General features: G+C 64.3%; 26 protein-coding genes. 9 read left to right on the forward strand and 17 right to left on the reverse strand.

Features of this window, described 5'->3' with window-relative positions; translation table 11 throughout:
- Positions 1 to 451 precede the first annotated feature (451 nt).
- From IB275_RS15035 to IB275_RS15065, 7 genes are all read right to left on the reverse strand, one after another.
- Complete coding sequence (locus IB275_RS15035; protein WP_192296131.1) at positions 452 to 1,312, reverse strand: EamA family transporter; 861 nt, start codon at positions 1,310 to 1,312, stop codon at positions 452 to 454.
- A gap of 56 nt (positions 1,313 to 1,368) precedes the next feature.
- Positions 1,369 to 2,034 carry a response regulator AgmR gene (gene agmR, locus IB275_RS15040; protein WP_024764454.1) on the reverse strand — a complete coding sequence of 222 codons (666 nt, stop codon included), beginning with the start codon at positions 2,032 to 2,034 and terminating at the stop codon, positions 1,369 to 1,371.
- A 42-nt stretch (positions 2,035 to 2,076) separates the two neighbouring features.
- The gene (locus IB275_RS15045) at positions 2,077 to 2,652 is read right to left on the reverse strand and encodes a PQQ-dependent catabolism-associated CXXCW motif protein (RefSeq protein WP_192296130.1); all 576 of its coding nucleotides are present in this window, start codon (positions 2,650 to 2,652) and stop codon (positions 2,077 to 2,079) included.
- Between the two features lie 105 nt (positions 2,653 to 2,757).
- Positions 2,758 to 3,576, reverse strand: a complete 819-nt coding sequence (locus tag IB275_RS15050; protein ID WP_192296129.1) for an ABC transporter permease — start codon at positions 3,574 to 3,576, stop codon at positions 2,758 to 2,760.
- On the reverse strand, positions 3,573 to 4,304 hold the full coding sequence (locus IB275_RS15055; RefSeq protein WP_192296202.1) for an ABC transporter ATP-binding protein: 732 nt from the start codon (positions 4,302 to 4,304) through the stop codon (positions 3,573 to 3,575). The genes IB275_RS15050 and IB275_RS15055 overlap by 4 nt, the downstream gene beginning before the upstream one ends.
- A gap of 26 nt (positions 4,305 to 4,330) precedes the next feature.
- The gene (locus IB275_RS15060; protein WP_081519823.1) at positions 4,331 to 5,299 is read right to left on the reverse strand and encodes a YVTN family beta-propeller repeat protein; all 969 of its coding nucleotides are present in this window, start codon (positions 5,297 to 5,299) and stop codon (positions 4,331 to 4,333) included.
- 26 nt (positions 5,300 to 5,325) lie between these two features.
- Positions 5,326 to 6,528: an ABC transporter substrate-binding protein gene (locus tag IB275_RS15065; protein ID WP_192296128.1), complete on the reverse strand. Its 1,203-nt coding sequence runs from the start codon at positions 6,526 to 6,528 to the stop codon at positions 5,326 to 5,328.
- A 160-nt stretch (positions 6,529 to 6,688) separates the two neighbouring features.
- On the opposite strand from IB275_RS15065, the gene IB275_RS15070 reads away from it, so the two are divergent.
- On the forward strand, positions 6,689 to 6,847 hold the full coding sequence (locus IB275_RS15070; RefSeq protein ID WP_192296127.1) for a hypothetical protein: 159 nt from the start codon (positions 6,689 to 6,691) through the stop codon (positions 6,845 to 6,847).
- A gap of 10 nt (positions 6,848 to 6,857) precedes the next feature.
- Here IB275_RS15070 and IB275_RS15075 read toward each other — a convergent pair whose 3' ends face one another.
- Entirely contained in the window at positions 6,858 to 7,952 is a 1,095-nt protein-coding gene (locus tag IB275_RS15075; RefSeq protein ID WP_081519825.1) for a GNAT family N-acetyltransferase/peptidase C39 family protein, read from the reverse strand.
- A gap of 141 nt (positions 7,953 to 8,093) precedes the next feature.
- On the opposite strand from IB275_RS15075, the gene IB275_RS15080 reads away from it, so the two are divergent.
- Positions 8,094 to 9,584 (forward strand): RimK family ATP-grasp domain-containing protein, encoded by a 1,491-nt coding sequence (locus tag IB275_RS15080; protein WP_138215605.1) that lies wholly within the window; start codon positions 8,094 to 8,096, stop codon positions 9,582 to 9,584.
- Between the two features lie 131 nt (positions 9,585 to 9,715).
- The gene (locus IB275_RS15085; RefSeq protein WP_081519827.1) at positions 9,716 to 11,050 is read left to right on the forward strand and encodes a sigma-54 dependent transcriptional regulator; all 1,335 of its coding nucleotides are present in this window, start codon (positions 9,716 to 9,718) and stop codon (positions 11,048 to 11,050) included.
- Positions 11,051 to 11,365: 315 nt separating this feature from the next.
- Here the strand turns inward: IB275_RS15085 and fapF are convergent, their stop codons facing one another.
- The 6 genes from fapF to fapA form a co-directional block, all read right to left on the reverse strand.
- Positions 11,366 to 12,640, reverse strand: a complete 1,275-nt coding sequence (fapF, locus tag IB275_RS15090; protein WP_081519828.1) for a fibril amyloid transporter FapF — start codon at positions 12,638 to 12,640, stop codon at positions 11,366 to 11,368.
- A 52-nt stretch (positions 12,641 to 12,692) separates the two neighbouring features.
- Positions 12,693 to 13,433, reverse strand: a complete 741-nt coding sequence (fapE, locus tag IB275_RS15095) for a fibril amyloid subunit FapE (RefSeq protein ID WP_192296126.1) — start codon at positions 13,431 to 13,433, stop codon at positions 12,693 to 12,695.
- A 46-nt stretch (positions 13,434 to 13,479) separates the two neighbouring features.
- Complete coding sequence (fapD, locus tag IB275_RS15100; RefSeq protein WP_045217496.1) at positions 13,480 to 14,160, reverse strand: fibril amyloid maturation endopeptidase FapD; 681 nt, start codon at positions 14,158 to 14,160, stop codon at positions 13,480 to 13,482.
- Between the two features lie 75 nt (positions 14,161 to 14,235).
- Positions 14,236 to 15,240: an amyloid-like fimbrin subunit FapC gene (gene fapC / locus IB275_RS15105; protein WP_138215608.1), complete on the reverse strand. Its 1,005-nt coding sequence runs from the start codon at positions 15,238 to 15,240 to the stop codon at positions 14,236 to 14,238.
- Positions 15,241 to 15,295: 55 nt separating this feature from the next.
- Entirely contained in the window at positions 15,296 to 15,874 is a 579-nt protein-coding gene (fapB, locus tag IB275_RS15110; protein ID WP_192296125.1) for a fibril amyloid subunit FapB, read from the reverse strand.
- Position 15,875: 1 nt separating this feature from the next.
- A complete protein-coding gene (gene fapA / locus IB275_RS15115; protein ID WP_192296124.1) occupies positions 15,876 to 16,328 on the reverse strand; it encodes a functional amyloid chaperone FapA in 453 nt (150 codons plus the stop codon).
- A gap of 628 nt (positions 16,329 to 16,956) precedes the next feature.
- Here fapA and IB275_RS15120 point away from each other — a divergent pair.
- Positions 16,957 to 17,787, forward strand: coding sequence for an undecaprenyl-diphosphate phosphatase (locus IB275_RS15120; protein WP_192296123.1), 831 nt, complete (start codon positions 16,957 to 16,959; stop codon positions 17,785 to 17,787).
- Positions 17,788 to 17,804: 17 nt separating this feature from the next.
- Complete coding sequence (locus IB275_RS15125) at positions 17,805 to 18,515, forward strand: DUF1294 domain-containing protein (RefSeq protein WP_192296122.1); 711 nt, start codon at positions 17,805 to 17,807, stop codon at positions 18,513 to 18,515.
- Positions 18,516 to 18,546: 31 nt separating this feature from the next.
- Here IB275_RS15125 and IB275_RS15130 read toward each other — a convergent pair whose 3' ends face one another.
- Positions 18,547 to 19,452 carry a LysR substrate-binding domain-containing protein gene (locus IB275_RS15130; RefSeq protein WP_045217489.1) on the reverse strand — a complete coding sequence of 302 codons (906 nt, stop codon included), beginning with the start codon at positions 19,450 to 19,452 and terminating at the stop codon, positions 18,547 to 18,549.
- 131 nt (positions 19,453 to 19,583) lie between these two features.
- Between IB275_RS15130 and IB275_RS15135 the strand changes: the two genes are divergently transcribed.
- Together IB275_RS15135 and IB275_RS15140 are read left to right on the forward strand one after the other, a co-directional pair.
- Positions 19,584 to 20,192 (forward strand): FMN-dependent NADH-azoreductase, encoded by a 609-nt coding sequence (locus IB275_RS15135; RefSeq protein WP_192296121.1) that lies wholly within the window; start codon positions 19,584 to 19,586, stop codon positions 20,190 to 20,192.
- A gap of 198 nt (positions 20,193 to 20,390) precedes the next feature.
- Positions 20,391 to 21,404, forward strand: a complete 1,014-nt coding sequence (locus IB275_RS15140; protein ID WP_192296120.1) for an alpha/beta hydrolase family protein — start codon at positions 20,391 to 20,393, stop codon at positions 21,402 to 21,404.
- 109 nt (positions 21,405 to 21,513) lie between these two features.
- On the opposite strand, the gene IB275_RS15145 is transcribed toward IB275_RS15140, so the two are convergent.
- Positions 21,514 to 23,103 (reverse strand): ABC-F family ATPase, encoded by a 1,590-nt coding sequence (locus IB275_RS15145; protein ID WP_081519837.1) that lies wholly within the window; start codon positions 23,101 to 23,103, stop codon positions 21,514 to 21,516.
- Between the two features lie 247 nt (positions 23,104 to 23,350).
- On the opposite strand from IB275_RS15145, the gene IB275_RS15150 reads away from it, so the two are divergent.
- Both IB275_RS15150 and IB275_RS15155 read left to right on the forward strand, forming a co-directional pair.
- The gene (locus IB275_RS15150) at positions 23,351 to 24,301 is read left to right on the forward strand and encodes a phospholipase D family protein (protein ID WP_192296119.1); all 951 of its coding nucleotides are present in this window, start codon (positions 23,351 to 23,353) and stop codon (positions 24,299 to 24,301) included.
- Positions 24,302 to 24,455: 154 nt separating this feature from the next.
- The gene (locus IB275_RS15155; RefSeq protein ID WP_192296118.1) at positions 24,456 to 24,737 is read left to right on the forward strand and encodes a hypothetical protein; all 282 of its coding nucleotides are present in this window, start codon (positions 24,456 to 24,458) and stop codon (positions 24,735 to 24,737) included.
- Positions 24,738 to 24,824: 87 nt separating this feature from the next.
- Here the strand turns inward: IB275_RS15155 and IB275_RS15160 are convergent, their stop codons facing one another.
- Positions 24,825 to 26,102, reverse strand: coding sequence for an OprD family porin (locus IB275_RS15160; RefSeq protein ID WP_138215619.1), 1,278 nt, complete (start codon positions 26,100 to 26,102; stop codon positions 24,825 to 24,827).
- Positions 26,103 to 26,136: the final 34 nt, after the last annotated feature.

Genomic DNA, 26,136 nt, shown 5'->3' on the forward strand with positions numbered 1-26,136 from the left:
GCGCCCATGGCGCGCTCCTAAAGATGGTCGCTTTACGTCGGAGTTTCCTGGTGAGATTGGATTTCGCCGCGATGAATTTCACGGACAAGATTCGCACCTACAACGAAACTCCGTCGTTTGGGCTTGCCCTCACCCTAACCCTCTCCCAAGGGGAGAGGGGACCGTTCGGAGCAGGATGAAACCGCGGCATCAGCCGGCACGGACTGCTCCCTCTCCCCTTGGGAGAGGGCTGGGGTGAGGGGGCAGCCTGCGCCGAGCTTTCAAGCGACCTGTAGGAGCGGGCCATGCCCGCGATCGCGCGCATGGCGCGCTCCTACAGGCGGACTCCGTCGCTCGGGATAGCAGAGGGACCTGTAGGAGCGAGGGGGACGCCATCGTTATAGCTCGCGAACAGATTACGCTGCGGGGCAAGGTTCGTGAGCAAGCTCGCTCCTACGAAGAGCAAAGCAGGTCAGGCGCGCTGCGCGACGGGGGCGCGTACCTTGGCCAGCAGGATCAGGGCGATGCCGCCCAGCACGGCCAGAGAAACCAGCGCCAGGCGCAGGCTGATCGCTTCGCCCAGCAGCGCTGCGCCGGACAGGGCGGCGAGGATCGGCACGCTCAGTTGCACAGAAGCCCCCTGGATGGCCGACAGCCCCGGCAGGGCGCTGTACCAGATGGCATAGCCGATCCCGGAAGCCACCGCTCCGGACAGCACGGCATAAACGACGCCCAGCGTGTCCACCCGCAGATCGGCGTGGAAGAACACCGCCAGCACGGCCGCAAAGCTAATGGCGCGCACGAAGTTGCCCGTCGTGATCGCCAGCGGATCGCTGCCCCTGCGCCCGAGCAGCGAGTACAGCCCCCAGGCCACGCCGGACAGCAGCATCAGCAGCGCACCCGCCAGCGGCGGGGCGCTGGCGCTGGGCAGCAATTGGGCCAGCAGGCCGCCCAGGGCCAGCAGAAAACCCGCCAGCGCCTGCCCGCGCAGGCTTTCGCCACGCAGCAGGCCGACCAGGATCATGGTCACCTGCACCGCGCCGAACAGCAGCAGGGCGCCGGTGCCGGCATCCAGCTGCACGTAGGCGTAGGAGAACGCCGCGGCATAGACGAACAGCGCCGCCGCTGCGCGCCAGTTGCCGCCGTCGCTGGCGGCGCGATGGCGCAGTTTCAGCAGCAGAGCGAGCATCAGTGCGCCCGAGAAGATGCGGATGCCAGTGAAGCTCACCGCGTCGATGCTGGTGGCCTTGAGGGCCAGGCGGCAGAGGATGGAATTGCCGGCGAAGGCGATCATCGCCAGGCCGGTGAGGCTCAGGGTGCGGGTGGAGGGCATCGAGTGGTTCCCGGTAGCGGTCGCAACGGCACGTTATGAATCAGCGGCGCCTCGTTTCAGCGGCGCAGGTAGGCGGCGAAGTCGATATCGCCCGCGCAGAGGATGGCCTGCACGCGGTTGTGTACCTTCAGCTTGCGCAGGATGGCGGAGACGTGGGCCTTCACCGTGGTTTCGGCGATCTCCAGGTTGTAGGCGATCTGCTTGTTGGATTCGCCCTTGGTCATCCGCTCCAGCACCAGCAGCTGCTTGCGGGTCAGCGCCTGCAGCAGTTCCGGTGGAATGCTGTGGTCTTCCTGGCCGCTGCGGCGCGGCGAGGATTTCTGCGTGCGGATGATGTCCGACGGCAGGTAGACGTTGCCGTTGAGAATCTGCTCGATGGCCTCGGTCATCTGTACGCGCGGTGACGACTTGGTGATGAAGCCCACTGCGCCGTAGGTGATGGCTTGCAGCACGACCTGCTTGTCCTGCTCGGCGGAGACGATCACCACCGGGATGGTCGGCGCCTCGTTGCGCAGGCTCATCAGGCCGTTGAGGCCATGCATGCCGGGCATGTTCAGGTCGAGCAGGATCAGGTCGAGATCGTCGTGTTCCTGGGTCAGGCCCAGGGCGCTGTCGAGGTCGGCGGTTTCCATTACTTCGCTGCCGGGGAAGCCGTCGGCGATGACGTTGTGGATGGCTTCGCGGAACAGCGGGTGATCGTCGGCGATCAGGATCTTGTACATGGCCTGCACCTCGTTGTTGTCGTTATGGGCGGTGATCGCAAGTTACTTCAGGGGTTGCGGTTGCGCATCCTGCAGGGGCAGTCCTGCCTGTTCCCAGGCGTCGATTCCATCACGGTACCAGTAGAGGCTGGCATAGCCCAGCGCATGTGCGCGGCGGATGGCATTCCAGCTCATCCAGCAGTCGGAACGGCAGTAGAACACCAGCGGGCGCTTGGCATCGCCGTCGGTGAGGCGGGCGAGATTCTGCTCCAGGTAGGCTTGCCACTGTGGTTCCAGAGTGCCGGTGCCGACGTTGGCCAGCCACAGGCTGCCGGGCAGGTTGCGGTGCTTTTCGTCCTCGACGAACTGGCCGTTGAGGAAGGTACGGCGGTAGACGTCCACCAGCCGGGTCTGCGGCTCGCGCTGGAGCAGCGCCTGCAGGGCAGAGGTGTCGAGGGTGGTGGCGTGGTCGGCGGAGGGCGGTGTCGGGCTGCGGTACTGGGCCTGTCGGTAGCCGTCGGCGGAAAACAGCTGCGCGTCCTCGGCCTGCGCGGTCGGCAGCGCGAGGGTCAGGCTGAGCAGGCACGCGGCCAGGCAGCCGCCCACATGGCCATTCAGTGCAGTCGCAAGGCGAGGCATGGCGGTATCTCTGTTCGTTCTTCTTGTAGTGGCCATTAGATGCCGGCTGTGCGGCTTTGGAAATTCGACGTCAGGAGGGGCGAACCGGTACCAAAGTAGTAGGTTTCAGCCCTTGCGCAGGGTGGCGTGCTGCGGGTTGAAGGTCAGCACGGCAAGGCCGGTGAAGAACAGCGTCAGCCCCAGGCAGACGCCTGCCGCCAGCAGGTTGAAGCGCTCGTAGAGGGCAAAGCGCACCAGCTCCACCGCGTGGCTGAACGGGTTCAGCGCGCACAGCCAGTACAGCCACTGGCTGGCCTCGCGCATCTTCCACAGCGGGTAGAGCGCGGAGGAGAGGAAGAACAGCGGGAAGATGACGAAATTCATCACCCCGGCGAAGTTCTCCAGCTGGCGGATGCCGTTGGACAGCAGCAAGCCCAGCGCGCCCAGCAGCAGGGCGGCCAGCAGCAATGCCGGCAGCGCCACCATCAGGCCCATGGGCGGCGGTTGCACGCCATACAGCCAGGCGATCAGCAGGAAGGCATAGACCTGCAGCAGCGACACCAGCGCGGTGGCCAGCAGTTTGCTCGCGAGCAGGAAGGCGCGCGGCAGCGGGCTGGTCAGCAGCACGCGCATGCTGCCCATTTCGCGGTCGTAGACCATCGACAGCGAGCCCTGCATGCCATTGAACAGCAGGATCATGCAGCACAGCCCCGGAACGATGTAGGTCTCGTAGGTGACGTAGGTGTCGTACGGCTCGATGATCGAAATGCCCAGTGCGGCGCGGAAACCGGCGGCAAATACCAGCAGCCAGAGCAGCGGCCGCACCAGCGCGCTGAGGAATCGCGAGCGCTGCAGGACGAAACGCAGACATTCGCGCATGACGATGCCGCGCAGGCATTGCCAGTAGGCGGCGGGGCCGAGGCGCGGGTTCTCCAGGGCGCTCATGTGCAGGCCTCCAGGCGGGTCAGGCGGTCGAAGGTGCGCTCCAGGTTGCCGGCGTCGGGCGCGCAGATATCCCGCGCCTCGCCCCGTGCGACCAGACGCCCGCGATCGAGCACCAGCAGCGCATCCTCGTCGCGTACTTCATCGAGCAGGTGGGTGGTCCAGAGCACGGCGAGGCCGTCCTCGCGGCAAAGCCGGCGTACGTGTTCGTTGAGTGCCTGGCGCGCTGCCGGGTCGAGGCCGACGCTGGCTTCGTCGAGCAGCAGCAGGCGCGGGCGATGCAACAGGGCGCGGGCGATCTCCACCCGGCGGCGGTGCCCGCCATTGAGCGCACGGACCTTGTCGCGGCGACGCTCGTGCAATTGCTGGCGGGCCAGTTCGGCGTCGATCCGCTCGTTCGCCACGCTGCGTGGCAGGCCGTGCAGGGCGGCGTGGTAGTGCAGGTTCTGCTCCACGCTCAGGTCCAGGTCCAGGGTGCTCTGCTGGAACACCACGCCCAGCTCCCGCAGGGCCAGGCGCGGCTGGCGGCGCAGGCTGCAGCCGAGCACGTCGATCTCGCCCTGCTGCAGGTCGTAGAGGCGGGTGAGCAGGGCAACCAGGGTGGACTTGCCGGCGCCGTTGGGGCCGAGCAGGGCGGTGAAGCGCCCGGCGGGCAGCTCGAATTCCAGGCCGTCGAGGGCACGGCGCGGACCGTAGGAGAAGCCGAGATCGCGGACCGCCAGCGCATTCATGGCAGGTGCACTCATACTGGCTGCGTTCATGGCGTCACCACCACGCCCCACGGGTAGCGGCCGACCTTGATCGATTTGGTGACCTTGCGCGAGGCGACATCGATCACCGACACGTCGCCGCTGACGCCATTGGTGGCCAGCAGCGTCTTCTCATCCGGGGTGAACGCCAGGTGCCAGACGCGACGGCCCACCAACAGGTAGTCGAGCACCTCGAAAGTCCTGGCATCCACTACCGCCACATGGTTGGCCGGACCGAGGGCGACGAAGGCCAGTTTGCCGTCGCTGGTCAGTTGTACGCCCACCGGTTGCACCTTGTCGGGGTGTACTCCCTGGATGGCGAAGCGCAGGGTCTTGAGGATCTTGCGGCTGGCGGTGTCGACCACGCTGACGGTGCCACCGATTTCCGCCGAGACCCAGACCTGCGAGCCGTCGTGGGTGAACTCGGCGTGGCGCGGGCGCTGGTCCACCAGGGTGCTGTCCACCAGCTTCTGGGTCGAAGTGTCGATCCAGTGCAGCATATTGGTGGTTTCGCTGGTGTTTACCGCCCATTGGCCGTCCGGGCTCACCGCCATGCCCTCGGGCTCGACGCCGACGTCGATTTGCCCGAGCACCTGAGCGGTCTGGGTATCGACCACCGTGACCAGTGCATCGTCCTCGTTGGAGACGTACAGCCAGCGGTCGTTGGGGTGCAGGGCGAACTGCTCGGGGTCGGCGCCCGATGGCAGCTGCCTGATTATCTTGCGGGTGGCGAGATCGAGCACCTGCACGGTGTCCGAGTCGCTCGCGCAGATGTACAGCAGCTTGTTGTCGTGGGACAGCGCCAACCCGCGTGGACGTTTGCCGGTGTCGATGGTGCCGGTGACGCTCATGCTGTCCAGGTCGATGACGCTCAGGTTGTTGTCCTTCTCGTTGGACACGTAGGCGGTGGCGGCGAAGGCCGGTGACACCAGTGAGAGGGCGAGGCTCAGGCTGGAGAGGGCAAGCAGGCGCGGCATGGGCAGGGTCCTCATGGGAGTTCTTCTTATGGATTAGCTTCGGCGAGGCGGCACTGGCTTTCCGGTGCATCGAGGCCGAGGCTGTCGAGTTCGCTGGCGGGGTGCAGGAAGCCTTCCTGCGGCGAGGTGCTGACCAGCGCGCGCGGCTGCACCAGCGGGATGGGCTGGCGCAGCTGACCGTCCCAGGGGCGGAAGCCGAGCTTGTAGCCCTTGAAACCGTCCAGCGGCAGGTCGGGGGACAGCGACAGCTTGCGGATCGCCATCGGGTCGGCGTCCCGCAGCCGCGTCACGGCGCTGGCGATGCTGCGTACGGCGATCCAGGCAGCGAAGTCGCGATCGTTCATCCAACGTCCGGCATGTTCCTCGAACCGCTTCTGCAACTGCGCGGCGCCGTAGGTTTCCACGGTCTTGTGCCAGCCGGTGGCGACCAGCCCCTGGGTACCTGCCACCGGGCGCGGCAGCCAGGTGTTGTAGGGCACGTATTCGCCGAAGTCGCCGTGCTCGTCGGCCACCAGCACGGCGTCGTAGTCCTCGCTGGACTGAGTGAACAGGGCCATGTCGGCCTGGGCGCTGCGACGCTGGTCGTTGTCGAAGGTGAAGGGCTTTTCCTCGACGATCTTCGCGCCGAAGCGCTTGGCCGAACGGCGCAGGGCGGTGGCGTACAAGGCATCTTCCGGGCGTTTGCCGACGATCAGCAGCCAGCGCGTCCACTTGCGCAGCACCAGAAACTGGGTGAGGGCATCGGTCAGCATCAACCGGCTGGGCAGGGTGTGCAGCACGTTCACCGCGCACTGGCTGGCGCGCAGCTCGTCATCGGCGGCGCCGGCGTTGAACAGCAGGCTGTCCGGCAGCGCGGCGGCCAGTTGGCGCAGGGTGTCGGCGGGAGCGTTGACCACGAACAGGCGCAAGCCGGCGTCGTGCAGACGCTGGGCCTCGGTGAGCAGCTTTTCCGGGGTGTCGGTGCTGGCGGCTTGCAGGCTGTAGTGGTGCTTGAGGAAGCGCCCGGTGCTGTTGCTGTCGGTGATTGCCAGCTCCGCGCCGCGCAGGCCTGCGTCGCTAGGTTCCGGGATGACGTTGGATAGCAGCGGACCGGGGTCGGGTGTGTAGCCCAGATAGCCAATGCGGACTTCCAGCGTGGGAGCTTCTTCGGCGCGGGCGTCGAGACCGAAGGCGGCGGCGCAAGCAACCGCCAGCAGATAGACCACGCCGTGCAGGACGAACTGGCGCATGGGACGACTCCTTTCTGGTTCTTGTGCGGCCAGCATAGGAAGCGTCAGGGGTGCGGCAAATATGCAGAAAGTACCGGTTGGGGCAGTACCAAGGTAGTAGGTTGTGCGCCGCGCCCGCGTCCTAGGATGGCGCTACAAGAACCAGAAGAGGAGCGTCGCCATGCGTATCGCCGTCACTCTCGTCCTGCCGATCCTGCTGATGCTCAGCCTGTTCGGTTTCGACTTCCTCTATACCCGCAACGGCTACCTGCCGGCGGCGGAACTGCGTGCGCTCGTGGCGCCGGTGGGTTGCATCACGACCTGTCGTGGCGCGCCGTAGAACACCGTCTTCAGCGCTTGTAGAGGATCACCGCCGCGCGCAGCTTGCTGCGGCCGAAGCGGCTCATCTGCTCGAACTCCGCGTGGCTCACCGGGATGTGCTGGCAGTCCAGCGGTTCGCGGTGCTGGCTGTGGTCGACGTCGGGGTCGTGCAGGTAGACGAAGTCCTCGTCACAGTCGGTGACCACCACCCAGTGCGGTGCCTTGGAACGCGTCAGCCGATAGCTGCTGATCAGCACCAGCGGCTGGCCGCCGGCTTCCAGCGCGCCCTCGATATCCAGCTGGTTGACCAGCAATTGCTCGACATCGCTTTGCGCCAGCTCGGCGCTGAAGTCCTCATGGACCAGGCGCATGACCTCGCGTTTTTCCTCGCTGCGCACGCCATCGAGGAACAGCGGGCCGTCTTCCGACAGCAACAGGCGCACGCGGAAGCCCCGGCGCAGCGCCGCCAGCGCCAGACCTTGCGGGCTGCAGCCGCCGTGGCCGGCGGTCATGTAGATGGTGGTCGCCTCGCGCCACAGGCGCAGCTCCTCGCGGCGCGCCAGGCGGCGCTTGGGCTCCAGTGCGCCCATGGCCATCAGCAGCGCCGAGGGGCCGCAGGTGAACTCGGTGGTCTGGCGGTAATAAGGCACGTGGCGGTGGGTGCGCTCGTTGATGTGGCGGATGCGTTTCTCGAAGCGCAGGGCTTCGCTATGGTCTTCGTAGTAGTTGCGCACCGTGGCGAAGGGGCGGTAACCGTTGCGCTCGTAGAGGGCGATGGCGCCACGGTTGTCGGGGCGCACTTCCAGGCGCAGGTAGGCGCAGTCATTCTCCAGCGCCTCGGCTTCTGCGCGGTCCAGCAGCTTCTGGCCCAGGCCGATGCCGCGGGCCCGTTCGTCCACGGCAATGGAATACAGGCGCGCCAGCGAGGTGCCCTGGTGGAACAGCACCAGCGCGTAGCCCAGCAACTGGCCGTCGGATTCTGCGACGGTCAGGCTGGCGTGGGCGCGGGTGATCATCCACTGGAAGTTGCGGCGGGACAGGCGGTCGTGTTCGAAGCAGCGGTTTTCCATCTCGACCAGGGCTTGCAGGTCGTCGGCTGAAGCGGCGCGGAACTGGAGTTTCATAGGGTAAGCATTCGTTAATCCGGAGGGCGCACCTTGTCCGGTGCTGGCTGCGAACGGGCGTTGCGTCGTGTGGTCGAAGCTCAACCAGTATTGTCCCAGGGGCAGGGCGCGGCAAGCGCGCCAGCCAGCTTCGGAGGTGTCGTGAGCAAGCTGTTCATCATCGTGGAACGCAAGGAAGACTGGGCCTCCTACTATCCCAGCGAAGACGTGGTCAGCGCCCAGGAGTACCTGGAGATGCCCATCGACGACGACAACGGCAAGCGCGTGCAGGTAATCAACCTGTGCCGCAACTACAAGTATCTGGGCCACGGCTATTACTGCTCGCTGCTGGCCGAAGCGCGCGGGCACAAGGTGATCCCGTCGGTGCGCAGCATCAGCGAGCTGGCGAAGAAATCGCTCTACAGCCTGGCGCTGGAGGACCTGGAGAAGACCCTCGACAAGGCGCTGGCCGACCACCCCTACGGCAGCACTGATGGCTTCACCCTGACGCTGTACTTCGGCCGTACCGACATCGAGCCGCTGCAGGACCTGGCGCGCCAGCTGTTCGAGGCGCTGCCGTGCCCGATGCTGCTGGTGGAGTTCCGCAAGAACCGGGGCTGGCATATCGAGGGCGTGAAGCCGGGGAACATCCACAAGCTGCGCGAGGACCAGGAGGAACAGTTCGCCAACGCGCTGGACGGCTTCAGCCGGCAGATCTGGCGCAAGCCTCGTTCGCGCAAGCAATACCGCTACGACCTGGCGATCCTGCACGACCCGGAAGAAGCCTTCCCGCCGTCCGATCGCAAGGCGCTGAAGAACTTCATCCGCATCGGCCGCAGCCTGGGCATCGACGTCGAGCTGATCGAAAAGAAGGACTACTCGCGCCTGGCGGAGTACGACGCCCTGCTGATCCGCGAGACCACCAGCGTCAGCGACCACACCTACCGCTTCGCCAAGAAGGCCGAGAGCGAGGGCATGGTGGTGATGGACGACCCGGTGTCGATCCTGCGCTGCACCAACAAGGTCTACCTCGCCGACCTGTTGCGCAGCCACAAGCTGGGCATGCCGGCCACCGAAATCCTCTACAAGGACAACCCGCAGGAACTGGAGAAGGTCGGCGAACGCCTGGGCTTCCCGCTGGTGCTGAAGATTCCCGACGGCAGCTTCTCCCGCGGCGTGATCAAGGTGGCCAACCAGGAGGAGTTGCTCAAGGCCAGTGCAGAACTGTTCGAGCGCTCGGTGCTGCTGCTCGCCCAGGAGTTCTTCTATACCGAATATGACTGGCGGATTGGCGTCTTGAACCAGAAACCCATATTCGCCTGCCAGTACTTCATGTCCAAGGGGCACTGGCAGATCTACGACCACAGCCCGGACGCCCAGGAAGTGAGCGGTGATTTCCGCACGATGGCGGTCCATGAGGCGCCGCGCAAGGTCGTGGAACTGGCGGTGAAAACCGCCAACCTGATCGGCGACGGGCTCTACGGCGTGGATTTGAAGCAGGCGGGGGACCGGGTGGTGGTCATCGAGGTGAACGACAACCCGAACATCGACTGTGGGGTAGAGGACGTCTACCTGGGGGACGATCTCTACAAGCTGGTGCTCGAGGAGTTCGTGCGGCGGCTGGAAGTCAAGCGGCGTGGTCGCGGGTGGTGAGATCGTTTCGGCATTGACCTTATAGGAAAACGGTCAATGGGCTGCGTCAAGATATTGCTAGCGTTACAAATTGGAGCGCCAACCGACTGTTTTTTAAAGTTTTTCAAAATAATGGCGCCAAGGAAGGGAGCATGCTCGAGGCAGCCACGAATCTTCGTCGCCTGCTGGTGGTCGATCCGTGCGACGACTGCCGCAGGCTTTTACCCGGACTACGGGCAGCAGGGTGGGAAGTAGACAGCTGCGAGCTGGATAACGCCGGCAATCGCGGTTGTGACGTCGGCCTGCTGCGCCTTCAACCCCGGCATCTCGAACGCCGGGAGTCCGTCAAGGAACTCATCAGCCGCAGCGGTACGGAGTGGATCGCCGTGCTCAGCCCGGACACTTTGCCGCTCAATGAAGTCGGCGATTTCGTCAGTGAGTGGTTCTTCGATTTCCATACCTTGCCCTTCGATGTGGCGCGGGTGCAGGTCACCCTCGGCCGCGCCTTCGGCATGGCCCGTCTGCGCGGGCGCGGCAGCGTGCACAGTGACGAGCACGAGCACGAGCTGCTGGGTGAAAGCCGCGATGTGCGCGAGCTGCGCAAGCTGCTGGCGAAGTTCGCGCCGACCGAGTCTCCCGTGCTGATCCGCGGCGAGAGTGGCACCGGCAAGGAACTGGTGGCGCGCACGTTGCACCGCCAGTCGCGGCGGGCGGTCAGGCCGTTCGTGGCGATCAACTGCGGGGCGATGCCCGAGGCGCTGATCCAGTCCGAGCTGTTCGGCCATGAGAAGGGCGCGTTCACCGGGGCGCACCAGCGCAAGATCGGGCGCTTCGAACAGGCCAACGGTGGCACGCTGTTCCTCGACGAGGTGGGCGACCTGCCACTGGAGTTGCAGGCCAACCTGCTGCGGGTGCTGCAGGAGAAGCAGATCGAGCGTGTCGGCGGCAGCCAGCCGATTGATGTCGATGTGCGGGTGCTGGCGGCGACCCATGTCGACCTGGAACAGGCGATCCGCGCCGGGTTGTTCCGCGAGGATCTCTACTACCGGCTCAACGTTCTGCAGGTGTCCACTTCGCCGCTGCGCGAGCGCAATGGCGACCTGGCGCTGCTGGCCAATCATTTCGCCCACCTTTACAGCGTCGAGACTGGTCGCCGTCCGAGGCGCTTCTCGGACGATGCACTGGCGGCGATGGCTGAGCACAGCTGGCCGGGCAACGTGCGCGAGCTGGCCAACCGGGTGCGGCGCGGCCTGGTGCTGGCCGAGGGGCGACAGATCGAGGCCCGCGACCTGGGCCTGGAGCGGGAGAAGGGGCGCTCGGCGCATCTGCCGCTGGTGACCCTGGAGGAGTACAAGCTGGGCGCCGAGCGCCAGGCCATGTGCGATGCGCTGGCCCGGCACGGAGACAACCTCAGCGTGGCGGCGCGGATGCTGGGCATCTCGCGGCCGACTTTCTATCGCTTGTTGCACAAGCATCAGTTGCGCTAGGGCGGGGTGGCCGTAGTACTGAAGGAGCTCCGAGGGGCGCTCCTTCAGGTTGGCTTCGTGCCGGCATCTGTAGGCATTTCCGCTCACACCGATATCACAATGGCGCGCCAACGCAGGATGGCGTGGAGCGCAGCGATACCCATCGATCAAGCCCAAGCCACGGGGTCTGCAACGGCGGAGCAAAAGAAGCGCCGGCCCCGCCGGCGGATCGCGGGCATGGCCCGCTCCGACAGAAGGCAGGCGCGGTCAACGCCTGCGGTGGCAGGAATGACAAAGGCCCCGAACAGGGGCCTTTGCGGTTGGACAGCCGAGCCGTCAGAAGTAATACGGGAACTTCACGCTGAAGCTGAAATCCGGCGCATCCGGCGAGATGCCGATGGACAGGTTCGGCACGATGGTCAGGTTGGGGCTCCACGCGTAGGTCAGGCCCCAGTTGAAGTACGCCGCGTTGGCGTCGCTGCCGGTGACGGTGGTCCAGTCGCCGCCGTCGGCCTTGATCTTGCTCTTCTGGGCGATCAGGTCGGAGAAGGAGAACGACATGCTGGTCTTCTCGTTGAGGGCGAATGCAACGCCTGCACCGATCTGGAACCAGTCGCCGAGGTCGACCTTGCCCTTCTGCTTCACGCCCTGGGTGGGGCTGATGTCATCGAAGGATTCTTCGAAGTTGTAGGTGTAGGAGAAGCTGCCGAACAGCACGGCCGGGTCGACGGTCTTGACCAGCGAAATGCCGGGGGTGACCGACCAGACACCGTTGCCGGTAGGCAGGGACTCGGGCACGTTGAGGTTGTCGTTGTCCGAGGCGCGCTTGAGCTTGATGCCGTAGGGTTCCTTGCCGGTGGGGGCCTTGATCCTCAGGCTGACCACCGCGTCGGGGCGCGATTCGGTTTCGTCCATGAACTTGTAGGCGATGCCGACGTTGACGTCACCCAGGGTCGGGTCGCGGGTGACCTTCTCGTCAGTGGACTGCGCCGTGGAGTTGCCGGCGCCGGACGATTCGAAGGTGCTCTCGCGGTAAACCACGGGGGCGTTTATGTCGAACTGCCAGCGGTTGTTCCAGTTGTAGCGGCCGGTGAGGTCCAGGGTCCAGTTGTCGGCGTTGATGTTGTCTACGCCGATGTTGCCCAGGAAGATCGTATCCAGCGCCAGGAAACCGTTGAGGATCAGCTGCTTGGCATCGTAGTGGGTGTAGGTGATGCCCGTCTCGAAGCTGAAGGCGCCGTTGCCGAAGAATCCGCTGGCTTCGTCGTAGAGGTTCTCCACGCTCTTGGGCGGACTGGCGTCGTCCTTGAGCGACTCGCCGTAGGAACTGCCGCTGGAGGCAACGGTGTTGCCGGTTCCGGGCGGTGTCGGCTTGCCGGTGGAGGTGACCAGGCGCTTGGGCTGGGCGGGGGTGGCCGGAGCCTCCTCGACCTGCCTGACCCGCTGCTCCAGCACCATCAGGGCCTTCTGCTGGGCCTCGTAGCGCTGCTTGAGTTCGAGCAGCTCCTGCTTCAACGTCTCCACCTCGGCTTCCGTCGCGGCGGCGGCGAAGGTCGAGGGGAGTAATGCGGATACACAGATTGCAGTTCCTAGCGTTAGCGATCGGTGCATGGCGCGCTGTCCTTCTTATAGGTTGGACCTCACAGTCGCACTGGAGCGTAGATCACATACCCATGGTGCGAAGCCCTTTGAGTTGGTCGAGATTGCAGTCCAGCGCTCCAGACGACGGAAGGTTGTTTTTGAGTACCACACTGAGCTGTGCCAGGTTGTTGACGGCATTATTTCCACCCACCATCTGCGCGGCCTGGAGCAGGCCGCCGGCAGCGAGTTGCTGCATGGCGGCGCCCTGACCGTTGGCGTTGATCGCCATCTGCACGCCGCCGTTGCTCGGCGACACGCTGACGGTACCGGCCGCATTGCTGGCGGTGACGGGGGCGGAGTCCAGCGGCGTTCCCTGCGGGGCTGCTACCGGCGGGGCCTGGTTGGCTTCCTTCACGTCGATGCTGACGTTGTTGGAAGCGGTGTTGTAATCACCCGCGGCGCGAACGCTCTGGGTGACGCCCTGGGTCTGGTTGAGTCCGGCGCCACCGGTGACGGTACCGGTGCCTGCGGCCGGTGCCGCGCCGCTGCCTTTCTCGTCGATGGTGGTGACGTAGAACTGCGGCTTGATGGTGGACTCCTGGATCTGCATGCTGACCTTGGCGCCGATGTTGTCGCCCACGGCGTTCTTCCAGGTACTGCTCATGACGATGCCGAAGCTGATGACCCGGCCCGGCATCACATATTTGCCGCGCAGCTGGGCCAGCTCATGATCCTTCAGTTCGATCGGCTTGAAGACACTTTCCGCCTGGACCGGCAGGCAGGCCACTATGCAGGTGGCGGCAAGCAGCGGGATCACTTTCATTAGGGTTCTCCCCGGAAGGATTCCTGCCTTCCATTCTTGTGCGGTCTCAGAGGAAGTCGCTCTGGATGAAACCGAATTCCATGAGCTCTGCATCCTTGACCGGGCTGAACGCATTGATTCGGTCCCTGGCCGTCAGTGGGTCGGGCGGGTTCATCAGGGCGTTGGCCTGTTCGTAGCCCGGACCGATGACGGCGAAGATGATGCCGTTCCAGCCTTTGAGAAAATCTTCCTGGGTGAAGCGCTTGTGACCCAGCACCGGGTCGCCGATATAGACGTAACCTTTATAGGCACGCTGCATCACGACGAAGTGTTTGTAGCCACGGATATCCATCAGCACTATCACCGGGATCGTCAGCTTCTCCAGAGACGCCGGCGGGATTCGGTACCCGCGTGCGCGCATGCCGATGCCTTCGAGATACGTCTTCATGTCGAGCATCGAAAAACCCTGTGTGCGCACCAGGTCCGGGTCGGCCCGGACCAGCATCCCCTTGATCACGAATTCCTCGTCCACGTCCAGCGCATAGGCCTGGCGGAGGATCGTCGCCAGCGCGGCGGCGCCGCAGCTGAAGTCGGTCTTCTGCTGGACCAGGTTGCTGAACTTGCGCTCGCGGATGCTCTCGACGTGTTTGTAGGCCATCGACCCGCCGGGAAGAATGGCGAAGGGGAGTTGCGCGGCCTGCGTCGTGAGGCTGAAAAGGGCGAGCAAAAGCAGGGCGGACGTACGCATGATCGTGACGCCTTGGGGTGGCCTTCGGAGAAGGAGGCTCCGTCGCCGGAGCCTCCAGGTGCTACGCCAATTCGCTTACAGGCAGGATTTGCAGCCTGCGGCGATGGACAGCGAGTTGCTCTGCTGGTTGCCTACGCCAGCCGCAACGTTCGCGCCCAGGTTGCCCGAGACGTTGTTGAGCGAGTTGTTGATGGAGGCATCGTTGCGCACCGGGTCTTTCCAGCCGGTGGGGATCAGCACCTGATAGGTGGCCTGGCCTCTGAGATCGACAGTGCCAGCTTCGACGAAGAACAGCGGATCCTTGTCGGTTTTGCTGCCACCGCTGTTACGGCTGTCGTCATGACCGCCACGACCCGACTCGTCGACCACGTAGCCTGCGCCTGCGCCCTTGTAGGTGCCATGGGCGCTGAAGGTGGACCGCAGGGTTTCCTTCTCGTAGGTCAGGAAGGCCACGTTGCCCACGGTGTTGCCACTGGAGGTCTGGGTGGCGCCACTGTAGGAGTCGGCACTACGACCACCGGACACGGCGGCTGCCATGTCGTTTTTCTGTTGGTTGTAGTTGCCCGAGGCGATGTTGATGCCGATGTTCCCGGAGGAGTTGCTGCCGGAGTTGTTCAGTGAAGCCTTGTTGGTGGTGGAGAAGTTCCAGGCCTGGTTGTCCGTGTTGTTCTGGGTCACTTCAGTCGACGCATAGGCGGTACCGAAGATGAATTTCTCATCGGCAGTCGCCAGGGCGGCAGCGTTGGCCTGTTGGTTCATGTCGCCAGCGGCGACGTTGACGCCCACGTTGCCGGATGCGTTCCCCAACGATCCGTCGACTGTCGCGTTGTTCTTGGTACCCATGTTCACCACGGTGTTGTCGCTGCTCTCCTGGGTGTCTTCCACCGTGGCGCTGGCGCCTGCATCGATCCGCGGGTCCTTGTAGGGATCGTACGGGGTCTTGGGTTGTTGGTGATGATGGCCATGGTTGTCGTGATGGCCACGACCACGGTCGTTGTCGCGATTATCTGCTTGCACTGCTACAGCCATGACCGCTGCAACAGCGAAAACCAGAGGCTTCAGAGCCATTCTTGGTTTCATGGTGTATCTCCTTTGCTTTGTTTGGCGTGTTTAGTGTTATTGGAGTTGGCTTGGGTCAATCCGCGACCCGGATGCTCAGGGTGTTGGCAATGCGATTGCCGACCCCGGCGCTCTGGCTCATCTGCACGACACCCCGGCTGCCGGCAAAGGCCTGGTCGCTGGTGACGACCTGCCGGCTACCCGTGGTGGAGTCCTTCGAGCCTGAGTTCACTGGCAGCGCGACGTTCTGCTGGGAAAGCACGCTGTCATCGACGCTCTGCGGAATGGCGCTGACGCTGATCCGCATGGCGTTCACTTGCTGGTTGGCAGCCCCGGCGGCCTGGTTCACGCCCAGTGCGCCGTTGCCGTTGGTGAAGGCGTTGCCGGTGATGCTGGCGGACGCGGCCTGGTTGAGGTCGACGCTGGCGTTGACCGCCTGGCGGAACTGGGTGGTGGCCTGGGCATTGCTGCCGATGGCGATGGCGCGGCCGTTGGCCTGTTGCTGGGAGTCACCGGCGGCCTGATTCACGCTGGCGACGCCGTGGTAGTTGCGCACGGCGCTGTCGATGCTGGCGTTGTTGACCGTCGAAGGATCAGCGGCCAGGGCCGTGACGCTGCAGAGCAGGAGTGGAAGAGCGAGCAGGCGGGCGTTCATCTCAGCGGTCCCCCGTCAGCATGCGCAGGGGCGAGAGCCCCTGCTGGACGGTGCGGTTCACCGAGTTGGAGATGCCGGCGCCGCCGCCAGCCGCGCCAGCCCCCAGGCCATTGCCGTTGAGGGTCTGGTTGGCGCCGTTGTCCATGCCCACCAGCTGTCCGCCTGGCAGGATGTGCCGCTGCAGGCTGGAGCCGCTGGTGACGCCGGCGAAATCGCTGTCGCTCAGCTCGGCGTTACCGGTCTGGCGCACGATCTGGTCGGAGATGTTCGGGTTGACGGTGATCGGGTTCGGGTCGGGAATGTCGGTCGGCCGGGTGGCGACGCGTGGCTGCACCTGGCGCTGCAGGACGATGGTGCCGTCGCCGGCTTGAGCGAGCGGACACAGCGGGACGCTGGCCGCGCCGCAAACGAGCGTGACGAGAATGCCGACTATCCGTGAGTCGATGTTCCCCATGATGGCGGTTCCTTCTTGGTGCGCTGAGCCCTAACCAGCGGTACCAAGGTGGAGCAGGGGCCGTGCCGCTTTTAATCAGCTATTGAGAATCAATGACATGGCGTTAGGCCACATGAGCCATCACGGAGCGGATGTCTCGACGTTGATACAGGACGAGCGTACGAAAGCCCTGCGCGGCCCCTAGCACGGGGCTCGTCTCACGGGAGAAGCGAAATCTGTTACGTGGCTGATACACAACTTTGGGTGGGAAGGCCCAAGGCATGGCCCGCCAGCGTTTGCGGCGATTCGAGTGTTTCGCGTCGTTAACAGAATCGGCTGGTTTGTAGCCTTTCTGGTACTTGAGTACAGCAGGCTTTTCAATGAATTAGGCATTTTGCATGATGGCGCGAACCCGTCCGGATCGAGGTTGTCTGCATCTTCCTGGCGATGAAAGGCAGCTCGAATTTGCCGAACTGCCAACGCTTACTCTGCCCGTGCCGTGGAAGAGAAATTTTTGTGAATTTCGTAGCGATCTGCGGGCAATGCATTAGCATGCCGACGCCGCTGCGGCGCTCACGCGCCAGGAGCAGGCAGCGGGACAAAATCATTAGAAACGTGCGAGCCAGCGTGCCTCGCGGGGGACAGTAGTATGGATCTGTGGAGCGCCTTTCAGGCCTTCATTCTTGGCGTGGTCGAGGGGCTTACCGAGTTCCTGCCGATCTCCAGCACCGGCCACCAGATCATCGTGGCGGACCTCATCGGATTTGGCGGTGAGCGTGCCGAAGCCTTCAACATCATCATCCAGTTGGCGGCCATCCTGGCGGTGGTCTGGGAATTTCGCCGCAAGATCCTCGAGATCGTCGTCGGCCTGCCCACCCAGCGCAAGGCTCAGCGCTTCACCATCAACCTGCTGATAGCTTTCTTCCCGGCAGTGGTCCTGGGCGTGGCCTTCGCCGACTACATCCACCACTACCTGTTCAACCCGATCACCGTGGCCGTGGCGCTGGTGGTGGGCGGCGTGATCATGCTCTGGGCGGAGAAACGTCAGCACGTGGTCCACGCCGAAACCGTCGACGACATGACCTGGAAGGAAGCCCTGAAGGTTGGCTGCTGCCAGTGCCTGGCGCTGATCCCGGGCACCTCGCGCTCCGGTGCCACCATCATCGGCGGCCTGCTGTTCGGCCTGTCGCGCAAGGCGGCCACCGAGTTCTCGTTCTTCCTCGCCATGCCGACCATGGTCGGCGCCGCAGTCTACTCGGGCTACAAGTACCGCGACATTTTCCAGCCCTCGGACCTGCCGGTATTCGCCATCGGCTTCGTCACCTCCTTCATCTTCGCGATGATCGCGGTGCGCGGCCTGCTCAAGTTCATCGCCAACCACAGCTATGCGGCCTTCGCCTGGTACCGTATCGTGTTCGGCCTGCTGATCCTGGCGACCTGGCAGTTCGCCCTGATCGACTGGAGCAGCGTCAAACCCTGATCCGATAGTGAGTAAACGTGGAAAAGAACGGCACCATCAGCCGCTGGGACGATGACAAAGGCTTCGGCTTCATCCGCCCCCAGGCCGGCGGCAAGGAAGTCTTCCTGCACATCTCCGACTTCCGTGGCGACCGCCGCCCGGAAACGGGCGATCAGGTCCGTTACGTCGAAGGCACCGGCAAGGACGGCCGCCCCCGCGCCGATCATGCCCGCCTTGCCGGGCTGGCCATCGATACCCCGGCAATTCGCCGCAAGCCCGCGGCGACAGCCACCCGCGAGCGCGCTCGCAGTGGTCGCGAAGTCGCCTTCCCCAGTGCGCCAAGGCGTTCTCTGGGCAAGGCGCTGGTGGTCCTCGCCGTGCTGCTCGCGTTGCCCGTCATCGGCTCGGTGCTCTGGCTGAAGGAGGCCTACTTCGTCTGGTTCCTGCTGCTCTATCCGGTCTTCAGCGTCCTGGCCTTCTTCGCTTACTGGCGTGACAAGCGCAGCGCCGAGCGCAACGACTGGCGTACTCCCGAACAGAGCCTGCACCTGCTGGAGCTGCTCGGCGGCTGGCCGGGTGCTTTCCTAGCCCAGCAGGTGTTTCGCCACAAGACCCGAAAGCTGTCCTTCCAGCTGGTGTTCTGGGCCATCGTCGTGCTGCACCAGCTGTTCTGGATCGACTGGCTGAGTGGCGGCCGTCTGCTGAGCTGGATCGGCGCACTGATGGGCCTGGGCGTCAGCCCCGCGTAAACGGCGTCCCCATTCAGGGACTGGACCGGCGTCAGACCGGCCAGTCGTCCTTCGAGAAGCCTTCCTGCAGATAGTCGAGCAGCGCCCGCACCGCCGGAAGGATGCCGCGTCGGTGCGGGTATACCGCCTGCAGGTAGGCCTCCGGCTCGCTCCAGGCGGGGAGCACGCGCACCAGCCGGCCATCCTCCAGTTCCTCGGTGCAGTAGTGCAGCGGCAGGAGTGTCACGCCCAATCCCGCCAGCGCCACGTTCTTGCGCAGGTTGAAGTCTTCCACCGCCAGACGCGCCTCCAGTGCCACTTCCTTCACCTCGCCTTGTGGGCCGGTCAGCTTCATGTGCACGCGGCGATCATTGTCGATGGCGCCGAGGACGGGCAGGGCAGCCAGGTCCTCCGGCGCACGCAGCTTGACGCCCTTGAGCAGTGACGGTGCGGCCACCAGCGCGGTCTTCGCCAGGCGCAGGCGCCGCGAGATCAGCGACAGGTCCTCATCCCCCGGTGCCCGCACGCGTAGCGCGACGTCGATGCTTTCATTGAGCAGGTCGACGCGACGGTTGGTCAGCATCAGCTCCAGATTCACCTGCGGATAGGCTGCGAGAAAACCAGGCAGCATCTCGTTCAGCGAGGTTTCCGCTAACGCCACCGGGCACGACAGGCGCACTCGTCCACGCGGTTCCGCGCTCAATTGCGCCGCGACTTCATCCGCCATCTCGGCTTCCACCAGCATCGCCTGACAGTGCCGGTAATAGCGTTCGCCCAGGTCGGTGAGCGCGAGTTTGCGGGTCGTGCGCTGCAGCAAACGCACATCCAGGCGCGCTTCCAGTTCGGCTACACGCCGCGACAGGCGCGACTTCGGCAGCCCCAGCAGGCGCCCTGCGGCCGCAAAGCCACCGGCTTCGACCACCTTGGCGAAGTAGAAGAGGTCATTGAGGTCCTGCATGGGATTGTCCTGCTGGTGAGACGAATCATTGCATTTTTGCCGACTTATCGAAGATTGGCTACATGCGTAGTCTTGCCCCCAACGACGAATTCCTCCGCCAACCCACCTGGCACCTTTCCTGGAGAACACACATGAAACTGCTGCACATCGACTCGAGCATCCTCGGCGACAATTCTGCTTCCCGCCAACTGAGCGCCGAACTGGTGGCTGCCTGGGCTGCCGCCGAGCAGGGCGTCGAAGTCACCTACCGTGACCTGGCTGCCGACGCCATCAGCCACCTGTCCTCCGCCAGCTTGGTTGCCGCCGGCACCCCGGCCGAGCTGCGCGATGCTGCGCAGAAACACGAAGCCACGCTGGGCGAGAAGAGCATCGAGGAGTTCCTCGGCGCCGACGCCATCGTCATCGGTGCACCGATGTACAACTTCTCGATCCCCAGCCAGCTGAAGGCCTGGATCGACCGTATCGCCGTCGCCGGCAGGACCTTCCGCTACACCGAGAACGGCCCGGAAGGCCTGGCGGGCGGCAAGAAAGTGATCATCGTCTCCACCGCAGGCGGTATCCACGCTGGCCAACCGACTGGCATCGCCCACGAGAGCTACCTGGAGCTGGTGCTGAACTTCCTCGGCATTACCGACATCGAGGTCGTTCGTGCTGAGGGCCTTGCCTACGGTGACGAACCGCGCCGCAACGCCATCGCGGGCGCCCAGGCGAGCATCGCCAGCCAGTTTGCCGCCGCCTGATCGCTGCCAGCAGAAGAAAAGCCCCGCCGATGCGGGGCTTTTTTGTGGCCGGTCGGTACCGCCTGTCTGCGGGCACGGAGCGAGTCTCACTGGCGCGTACTATGCAGAGGTTCCCTCCAGGCGGCGTCCGACGACCTCTGCATTCCCCAGCAAGCCTCGTGGCGCCTGATCCGGAGTCAAATCGGAGCGAACTGCACCATGGCGAGGCGCGTGTTCTGGTTCTTGCTGCTCGTTACCTTCAGTACCGCGAGTTGGGCGGCACAGGGCTGGAATGTGGGTTTTCACCGCCTGCAGGTCAGCGACCCGCTGGACCAGCAGCCGATGAAGGCCATCGCCTTCTACCCCACGCGCGCGCCGGAGCAACCCCTGCACCTGGGCAACTTCATCCTCGACGTCGCCTACGAAGGGCAGACCGCCAACGGACGCTTCCCGTTGCTGGTGATGTCCCACGGTAACTACGGCACTCCGCTGGCCCACCGTGACCTGATCGAGGCGCTGGTGCGCAAGGGATTCGTGGTGGTGACCTTGCTGCACCCCGGCGACAATCTGCATGACCACAGCCGCCTGGGCGCCAAGAGCAACCTCTACGGACGGCCGCTGCAGGTGTCGGAAACCATCAGTGCCGCGCTGCTAGACCCCAAGGTCGCGGCCATTGCCGATCCGCGCAAGGTCGGGGTAATCGGCTATTCCGCCGGTGGTGAAACGGCGCTGATCCTGGCCGGCGCCCAGCCGCGCCTGGAACGGCTGATCAAGTATTGCCAGGAGCGCCCGGACGACGCCGACGCCTGCAGCGAGAAGGGCGAGGTACGCGCAGATCGCAACGACCTGGTGCCGATGGCCGATCCGCGCATCGGCGCCTTGCTCCTGCTCGCGCCGCTAAGCCTGATGTATGGCGTCCACGAGCTGGAAGATGTGCAGGTGCCAGTGCTGCTCTACACCGGCAACGATGACCGGATCCTCGACTGGAAGAGGAATGCCGGCGCGCTGGCGCGCAAACTTCCGCAGCAAGCGGACTTGCGGGTGCTGGACGGAGCAGGGCACTTCGTCTTCATGTCGCCCTGTTCGGAGGAGGAGGTGCAGGCCACCCCGGACCTGTGCACCGACACCCAGGGTCTGGATCGCAAGGCCATCCACCGTGACCTGGCGGCCTCGGCGGCGGAGTTCTTCGACGTCAGCCTGGGCAGCGCGACGATGCAGACGTCAGGGCGCTGATCTCCCGCGATTCGCTCCTGACGGTGTGGGCCAAGCCCGTGCCTGCCGAGAAGCGCTCAAGAAAAAGCCCCGCACCTGGCGGGGCTTTTTCATCGCGGTGTGGCGCTGATCAGACGATTACGCCCTGGCTGCGCAGGTAGTCGTCGTAGGTGCCGCTGAAGTCGGTCACGCCGTTTTCCGACAGCTCGATGATGCGGGTGGCCAGGGAGGACACGAACTCGCGGTCATGGCTGACGAAGATCAGGGTGCCCGGATAGTTTTCCAGCGCCAGGTTGAGCGACTCGATGGACTCCATGTCCAGGTGGTTGGTCGGCTCGTCCATCACCAGCACATTGGGGCGCTTGAGGATCAGCTTGCCGAACAGCATGCGGCCTTGTTCACCACCGGAGATCACCTTCACCGACTTCTTGATGTCGTCGTTGGAGAACAGCATGCGGCCGAGGGTGCCGCGTACCAGTTGCTCGCCGCCCTGGGTCCACTGGGCCATCCAGTCGAACAGGTTGTAGTCGTCCTCGAAGTCCTCGGCGTGGTCCTGGGCGAAGTAGCCCACGTCCGCGCTGTCGGTCCACTTCACTTCACCGGCGGTGGGCGCCATCTCGCCGACCAGAGTGCGCAGCAGGGTGGTCTTGCCGATGCCGTTGGGGCCAATGATCGCGATGCGCTCGCCAGCTTCCACCTGCATGCTCAGGTTCTTGAACAGCGAGCCGCCGTCGAAGCCCTGGCTGACCTTTTCCAGGGTCACTGCCTGGCGGTGCAGCTTCTTGTGCTGCTCGAAGCGGATGAACGGGCTGACGCGGCTGGACGGCTTGACCTCTTCCAGCTGGATCTTGTCGATCTGGCGCGCGCGGCTGGTGGCCTGCTTGGCTTTGGAGGCGTTGGCCGAGAAGCGGCTGACGAAGGTCTGCAGCTCGGCGATCTGGGCTTTCTTCTTGGCGTTGTCCGACAACAGGCGCTCGCGGGCCTGTTCGGCCGCGGTCATGTACTCGTCGTAGTTGCCCGGGAACAGGCGCAGCTCGCCGTAGTCCAGGTCCGCCATGTGGGTGCAGACGCTGTTCAGGAAGTGACGGTCGTGGGAAATGATGATCATGGTGCTGTTACGCGCCGTGATGATGTTTTCCAGCCAGCGGATGGTGTTGATGTCCAGGTGGTTGGTCGGTTCGTCGAGCAGTAGCAGGTCCGGATCGGAGAACAGCGCCTGGGCAAGCAGCACGCGCAACTTCCAGCCCGGAGCGACGGCGCTCATCGGGCCGAAGTGCTGGTCCAGCGGGATGCCCAGGCCCAGCAGCAGCTCACCGGCTCGGGATTCGGCGGTGTAGCCGTCGAACTCGGCGAACTGGACCTCCAGCTCGGCCACGGCCATGCCGTCTTCCTCGCTCATCTCCGGCAGGGAGTAGATGCGATCGCGCTCGGCCTTGACCTTCCACAGTTCCTCGTGGCCCATGATCACGGTGTCGATCACGCTGAAGTCTTCATAGGCGAACTGGTCCTGGCGCAGCTTGCCCAGGCGCACGCCGTTTTCCAGCATTACCTGGCCGCCCGAAGGCTCCAGCTCACCGCCGAGGATCTTCATGAAGGTGGACTTGCCGCAACCGTTGGCGCCGATCAGGCCGTAGCGGTTGCCGTTGCCGAACTTGACGGAAACGTTTTCGAACAGCGGCTTGGCGCCAAACTGCATGGTGATATTGGCGGTGGAAATCAACTGACTGACCCTTGGCTGGACATGGTGCGCGCCGGGCGCGGACGGCGCGGGCGGGCAGGAAAGGCCTGCGCTGTCGAAGAAGGCCGACAGGCGCCTGGCAAAGCCGCTCATTATGCCACAGCCGGCCCCGTGCTGCATGCTTTGCCGCTGCAGCGCCCGTGATGCGGGCTTATGGCGATATCAGACAGTTGAAACCGCTCATGGTCCTGCATCAGAATTCGGTGTTCAGAATTCTGGTGGGGGCTGTATGAAAATCCTAAACGCTCAACATTCGCTCAGGCATTATCTGGAGCAGGTCAGCGGCAAGCTGATCACTGTGGTCTCGGCCTCCGCCAGTGAAACCGAGTCACTGATCGAAACCCTGGTGGAGAAGGGCAATCGCCTGGACCTGCTGGTGGGCACCATCAACTCGTTCAGCTCGCCGGACTTCATCGATTTTTGCGTCCGCGATGCAGGCGCCAGCGTCACCCTGCACGTGGACTTCCGTGCGCAGAACAGCGTGCACTGGAAGCTGATCCTGATCGAGCCGGATGTCGTCGTGCTGGGCAGCGCCAACTTCACCGAAGTCGGCCTGAGCCTGACCCGGGACACCTGCACCGTGATCCAGGACGCGGCGCTCTACGCCGAGTACCTGGCGCGCGTGGCCGAGATCAAGGGCATGGAAGGCGTGGTGCTGGGTGAGGATTCGCCGGCTTTCGACGAGCAGCTGGAGGAATACCGCCAGAGCCACCGCCGCGTGCAGGCCAGCCTCGCGCGCAGTGCGCAGTACCTGGACGGCGAGAGCTGGCTGGGCGATGAGACCAACCAGAGTATCCCGCTGTTCATCTGGTACAGCGACCATTCCGACGACTCCGAGGAGAAGGCCGAGGCCTTCCTGCACGCCAGCAGCGATGGCGTGGACTGGGACGACGTGCGCGAGTTCTTCACCTATGAGTGCGCCGAAGGCGTGCTGCCCTACGAAGAGGGTGACATGGTGCTGACCGCACGCTGCAACGGCACGCACATCGGCTTCTACACCTTCGATCGCATCCTCTACCGCGACGGCACCTACTACATCTACTCCTACCGCAAGAAGCGCTACACCCAGCCGTTCAAGCTGGAGGACGCCAAGGAGCGCCTGAAGGACGTGATCCCGGAGTGGTACGAAGAAATGCGCACCTCGCTCAATCGCCACGACATCAATAGCGTGGTGCGCTAAGCAGCCATTCATCGGCGCACAGCCTGCGATCCGACGGTCGCACGCTGTACGACTTGGCATTCTGCACGATGATGGCTAGCCTCCTGCCAATATCTCGACGTCGCGTGCTGCAGTTGCGTGAGCCCGTCAGAAACCTGTCAGGAGGCAATGGATCATGCCGCAACTTCCCCCCGATGAAGTCCCCGTCCGCCGCCGCATGCGCTGGCATTGGCGGCTGCTGACACTGAAGATCTACATCCTCTCGGTGTTCCTGCTGGCCTGCATGCTGGGCGGCAGTGCGATGCTGTTCCTCAACGTGCTCAATGACACGCTCGAACCAGCCCAGCGCCTGGGCTCGTTCGTGGCCGGCGTGCTGATCCTGCTGCTGTGCTTCCACATCCTGCGCATGGCGCTGCCGCCGTTGCCCTGGCTGCACAGGCGCCGTTCTCTGGAGTAGATCGCCTGGGCCAGAAAGGCGCCGGAATGAAAAACGCCCCGTGGCATCGCTGCCAAGGGGCGTTTTCCTTAGAGCCTGATCAAATCATCAGAAGATGTTGACCGGGTACTCGACGAAGACGCGTACTTCGTTGCCGTCGTCGTTGTAGGAGCGGGCGTCGTTGGACACGCGCAGCCAGGAACCGCGCAGCTTGACCGACAGGTCCTTGGCCGGGCCGCTCGGTACGACGTACTTCAACTGGTTGAAGATTTCGCGCTCTTTGCCATTGCTGGTCTCGGCGGTCTTGATGTTGTCGCCGTAGACGTAGGCCACGGTGTAGCTCAGGCCCGGTACGCCGTACTCGGAGAAGTCCAGGCTGTAGCTGCCCTGCCAGGAACGCTCGTCTTCACCGTTGAAGTCCGACCAGTAGGAGTTGGCCAGCCAGATGGTGGTGCCGCCGTCACCCAGGCCGCCCTGGTTCTGGTACCAGCCGTAGTTGTAGCCGGAATCACCGTTGTTGCGCTGGTGCGCGATCATGAAGGTGTGGACGCCGATGTTGTAGGCGGCCGACAGGCTCCAGATGGTGTTCTTGGTGCCGTCGATGCCGTTGTCGGAAGCGAAGTCTTCGTTCACACGGGTGCGGTAGCCGTTGAAGTCCAGGGTCAGGGACTGCTTGTCGGCCACCGGGATGACGTAGTTCAGGTTCATGTACTGCTTGCGAGCGACGTCTTCGCTCTCGTAGCCGTACAGCGAGCCGCTGAAGTTGTCGGTGAACTTGTAGCTGCCGCCGAATACGTCGATGCGCTTCAGGCCGCCGCTGTCACGCCCTTCGGCGCTCTTGCGGGTTTCCGAGGTGAAGCGGCCGACGTTCAGCTCCAGGCCTTCGATCTCCTTGGAGGTGATCAGGGTGCCGGTGAAGCTTTCCGGCAGCAGGCGGGAGTTGTCGTAGCTCAGGATCGGCAGGGCCGGCATCTGGTCACCGTACTTGATCACGGTGTTGGAGAAGCGAGCCTTCACTGCGCCACCGGCGCGGGCCAGGTCGTTGGCAGCTTCGCCGCTGTCGCCCTGCTTGAAGAAGTCGATGCCGGCAGCGCCGCTCTTGCCCTGGCCACCGTCCAGACGCAGGGCGTACATGCCGAACGCGTCAACGCCGAAGCCTACGGTGCCCTGGGTGAAGCCAGAGGTGAAGGTGGCGGTGGCGGCCTGGCCCCACTCGGCCTTGTCGTCACGACCGTGCTTGTAGTCACGGTTCATGTAGGCGTTGCGGAAGAACAGGTCCAGGTGGCTGTCTTCGGTGAAGCCCTTGGCGGCGGACTGGTCATCGGCCATTGCAGCGGTCGACGCGAGGATCCCCAGTGCGAGCAGACTGATCCGGTGGTTCAGCATCTTGATTTCCTTAATGGTGCAGCGCCAGCGAGCA

It is taken from the genome of Pseudomonas sp. PDM21, from assembly GCF_014852505.2.
Classification (GTDB): Bacteria; Pseudomonadota; Gammaproteobacteria; order Pseudomonadales; family Pseudomonadaceae; genus Pseudomonas.

What these genes read in the sequence shown, in the direction of transcription:
- IB275_RS15130 (WP_045217489.1), bottom strand. Translation starts at nt 19,452, where the DNA reads ATGCAGGACCTCAATGACCTCTTCTACTTCGCCAAGGTGGTCGAAGCC.
- IB275_RS15065 (WP_192296128.1), bottom strand. Translation starts at nt 6,528, where the DNA reads ATGCGCCAGTTCGTCCTGCACGGCGTGGTCTATCTGCTGGCGGTTGCT.
- IB275_RS15085 (WP_081519827.1), top strand. Translation starts at nt 9,716, where the DNA reads ATGCTCGAGGCAGCCACGAATCTTCGTCGCCTGCTGGTGGTCGATCCG.
- IB275_RS15055 (WP_192296202.1), bottom strand. Translation starts at nt 4,304, where the DNA reads ATGAATGCGCTGGCGGTCCGCGATCTCGGCTTCTCCTACGGTCCGCGC.
- IB275_RS15135 (WP_192296121.1), top strand. Translation starts at nt 19,584, where the DNA reads ATGAAACTGCTGCACATCGACTCGAGCATCCTCGGCGACAATTCTGCT.
- fapE (WP_192296126.1), bottom strand. Translation starts at nt 13,433, where the DNA reads ATGAAAGTGATCCCGCTGCTTGCCGCCACCTGCATAGTGGCCTGCCTG.
- fapB (WP_192296125.1), bottom strand. Translation starts at nt 15,874, where the DNA reads ATGAACGCCCGCCTGCTCGCTCTTCCACTCCTGCTCTGCAGCGTCACG.
- IB275_RS15075 (WP_081519825.1), bottom strand. Translation starts at nt 7,952, where the DNA reads ATGAAACTCCAGTTCCGCGCCGCTTCAGCCGACGACCTGCAAGCCCTG.
- IB275_RS15155 (WP_192296118.1), top strand. Translation starts at nt 24,456, where the DNA reads ATGCCGCAACTTCCCCCCGATGAAGTCCCCGTCCGCCGCCGCATGCGC.
- fapA (WP_192296124.1), bottom strand. Translation starts at nt 16,328, where the DNA reads ATGGGGAACATCGACTCACGGATAGTCGGCATTCTCGTCACGCTCGTT.
- fapC (WP_138215608.1), bottom strand. Translation starts at nt 15,240, where the DNA reads ATGAAACCAAGAATGGCTCTGAAGCCTCTGGTTTTCGCTGTTGCAGCG.
- IB275_RS15050 (WP_192296129.1), bottom strand. Translation starts at nt 3,576, where the DNA reads ATGAGCGCCCTGGAGAACCCGCGCCTCGGCCCCGCCGCCTACTGGCAA.
- fapF (WP_081519828.1), bottom strand. Translation starts at nt 12,640, where the DNA reads ATGCACCGATCGCTAACGCTAGGAACTGCAATCTGTGTATCCGCATTA.
- fapD (WP_045217496.1), bottom strand. Translation starts at nt 14,160, where the DNA reads ATGCGTACGTCCGCCCTGCTTTTGCTCGCCCTTTTCAGCCTCACGACG.
- agmR (WP_024764454.1), bottom strand. Translation starts at nt 2,034, where the DNA reads ATGTACAAGATCCTGATCGCCGACGATCACCCGCTGTTCCGCGAAGCC.
- IB275_RS15070 (WP_192296127.1), top strand. Translation starts at nt 6,689, where the DNA reads ATGCGTATCGCCGTCACTCTCGTCCTGCCGATCCTGCTGATGCTCAGC.
- IB275_RS15150 (WP_192296119.1), top strand. Translation starts at nt 23,351, where the DNA reads ATGAAAATCCTAAACGCTCAACATTCGCTCAGGCATTATCTGGAGCAG.
- IB275_RS15035 (WP_192296131.1), bottom strand. Translation starts at nt 1,312, where the DNA reads ATGCCCTCCACCCGCACCCTGAGCCTCACCGGCCTGGCGATGATCGCC.
- IB275_RS15045 (WP_192296130.1), bottom strand. Translation starts at nt 2,652, where the DNA reads ATGCCTCGCCTTGCGACTGCACTGAATGGCCATGTGGGCGGCTGCCTG.
- IB275_RS15140 (WP_192296120.1), top strand. Translation starts at nt 20,391, where the DNA reads ATGGCGAGGCGCGTGTTCTGGTTCTTGCTGCTCGTTACCTTCAGTACC.
- IB275_RS15060 (WP_081519823.1), bottom strand. Translation starts at nt 5,299, where the DNA reads ATGCCGCGCCTGCTTGCCCTCTCCAGCCTGAGCCTCGCCCTCTCACTG.
- IB275_RS15120 (WP_192296123.1), top strand. Translation starts at nt 16,957, where the DNA reads ATGGATCTGTGGAGCGCCTTTCAGGCCTTCATTCTTGGCGTGGTCGAG.
- IB275_RS15160 (WP_138215619.1), bottom strand. Translation starts at nt 26,102, where the DNA reads ATGCTGAACCACCGGATCAGTCTGCTCGCACTGGGGATCCTCGCGTCG.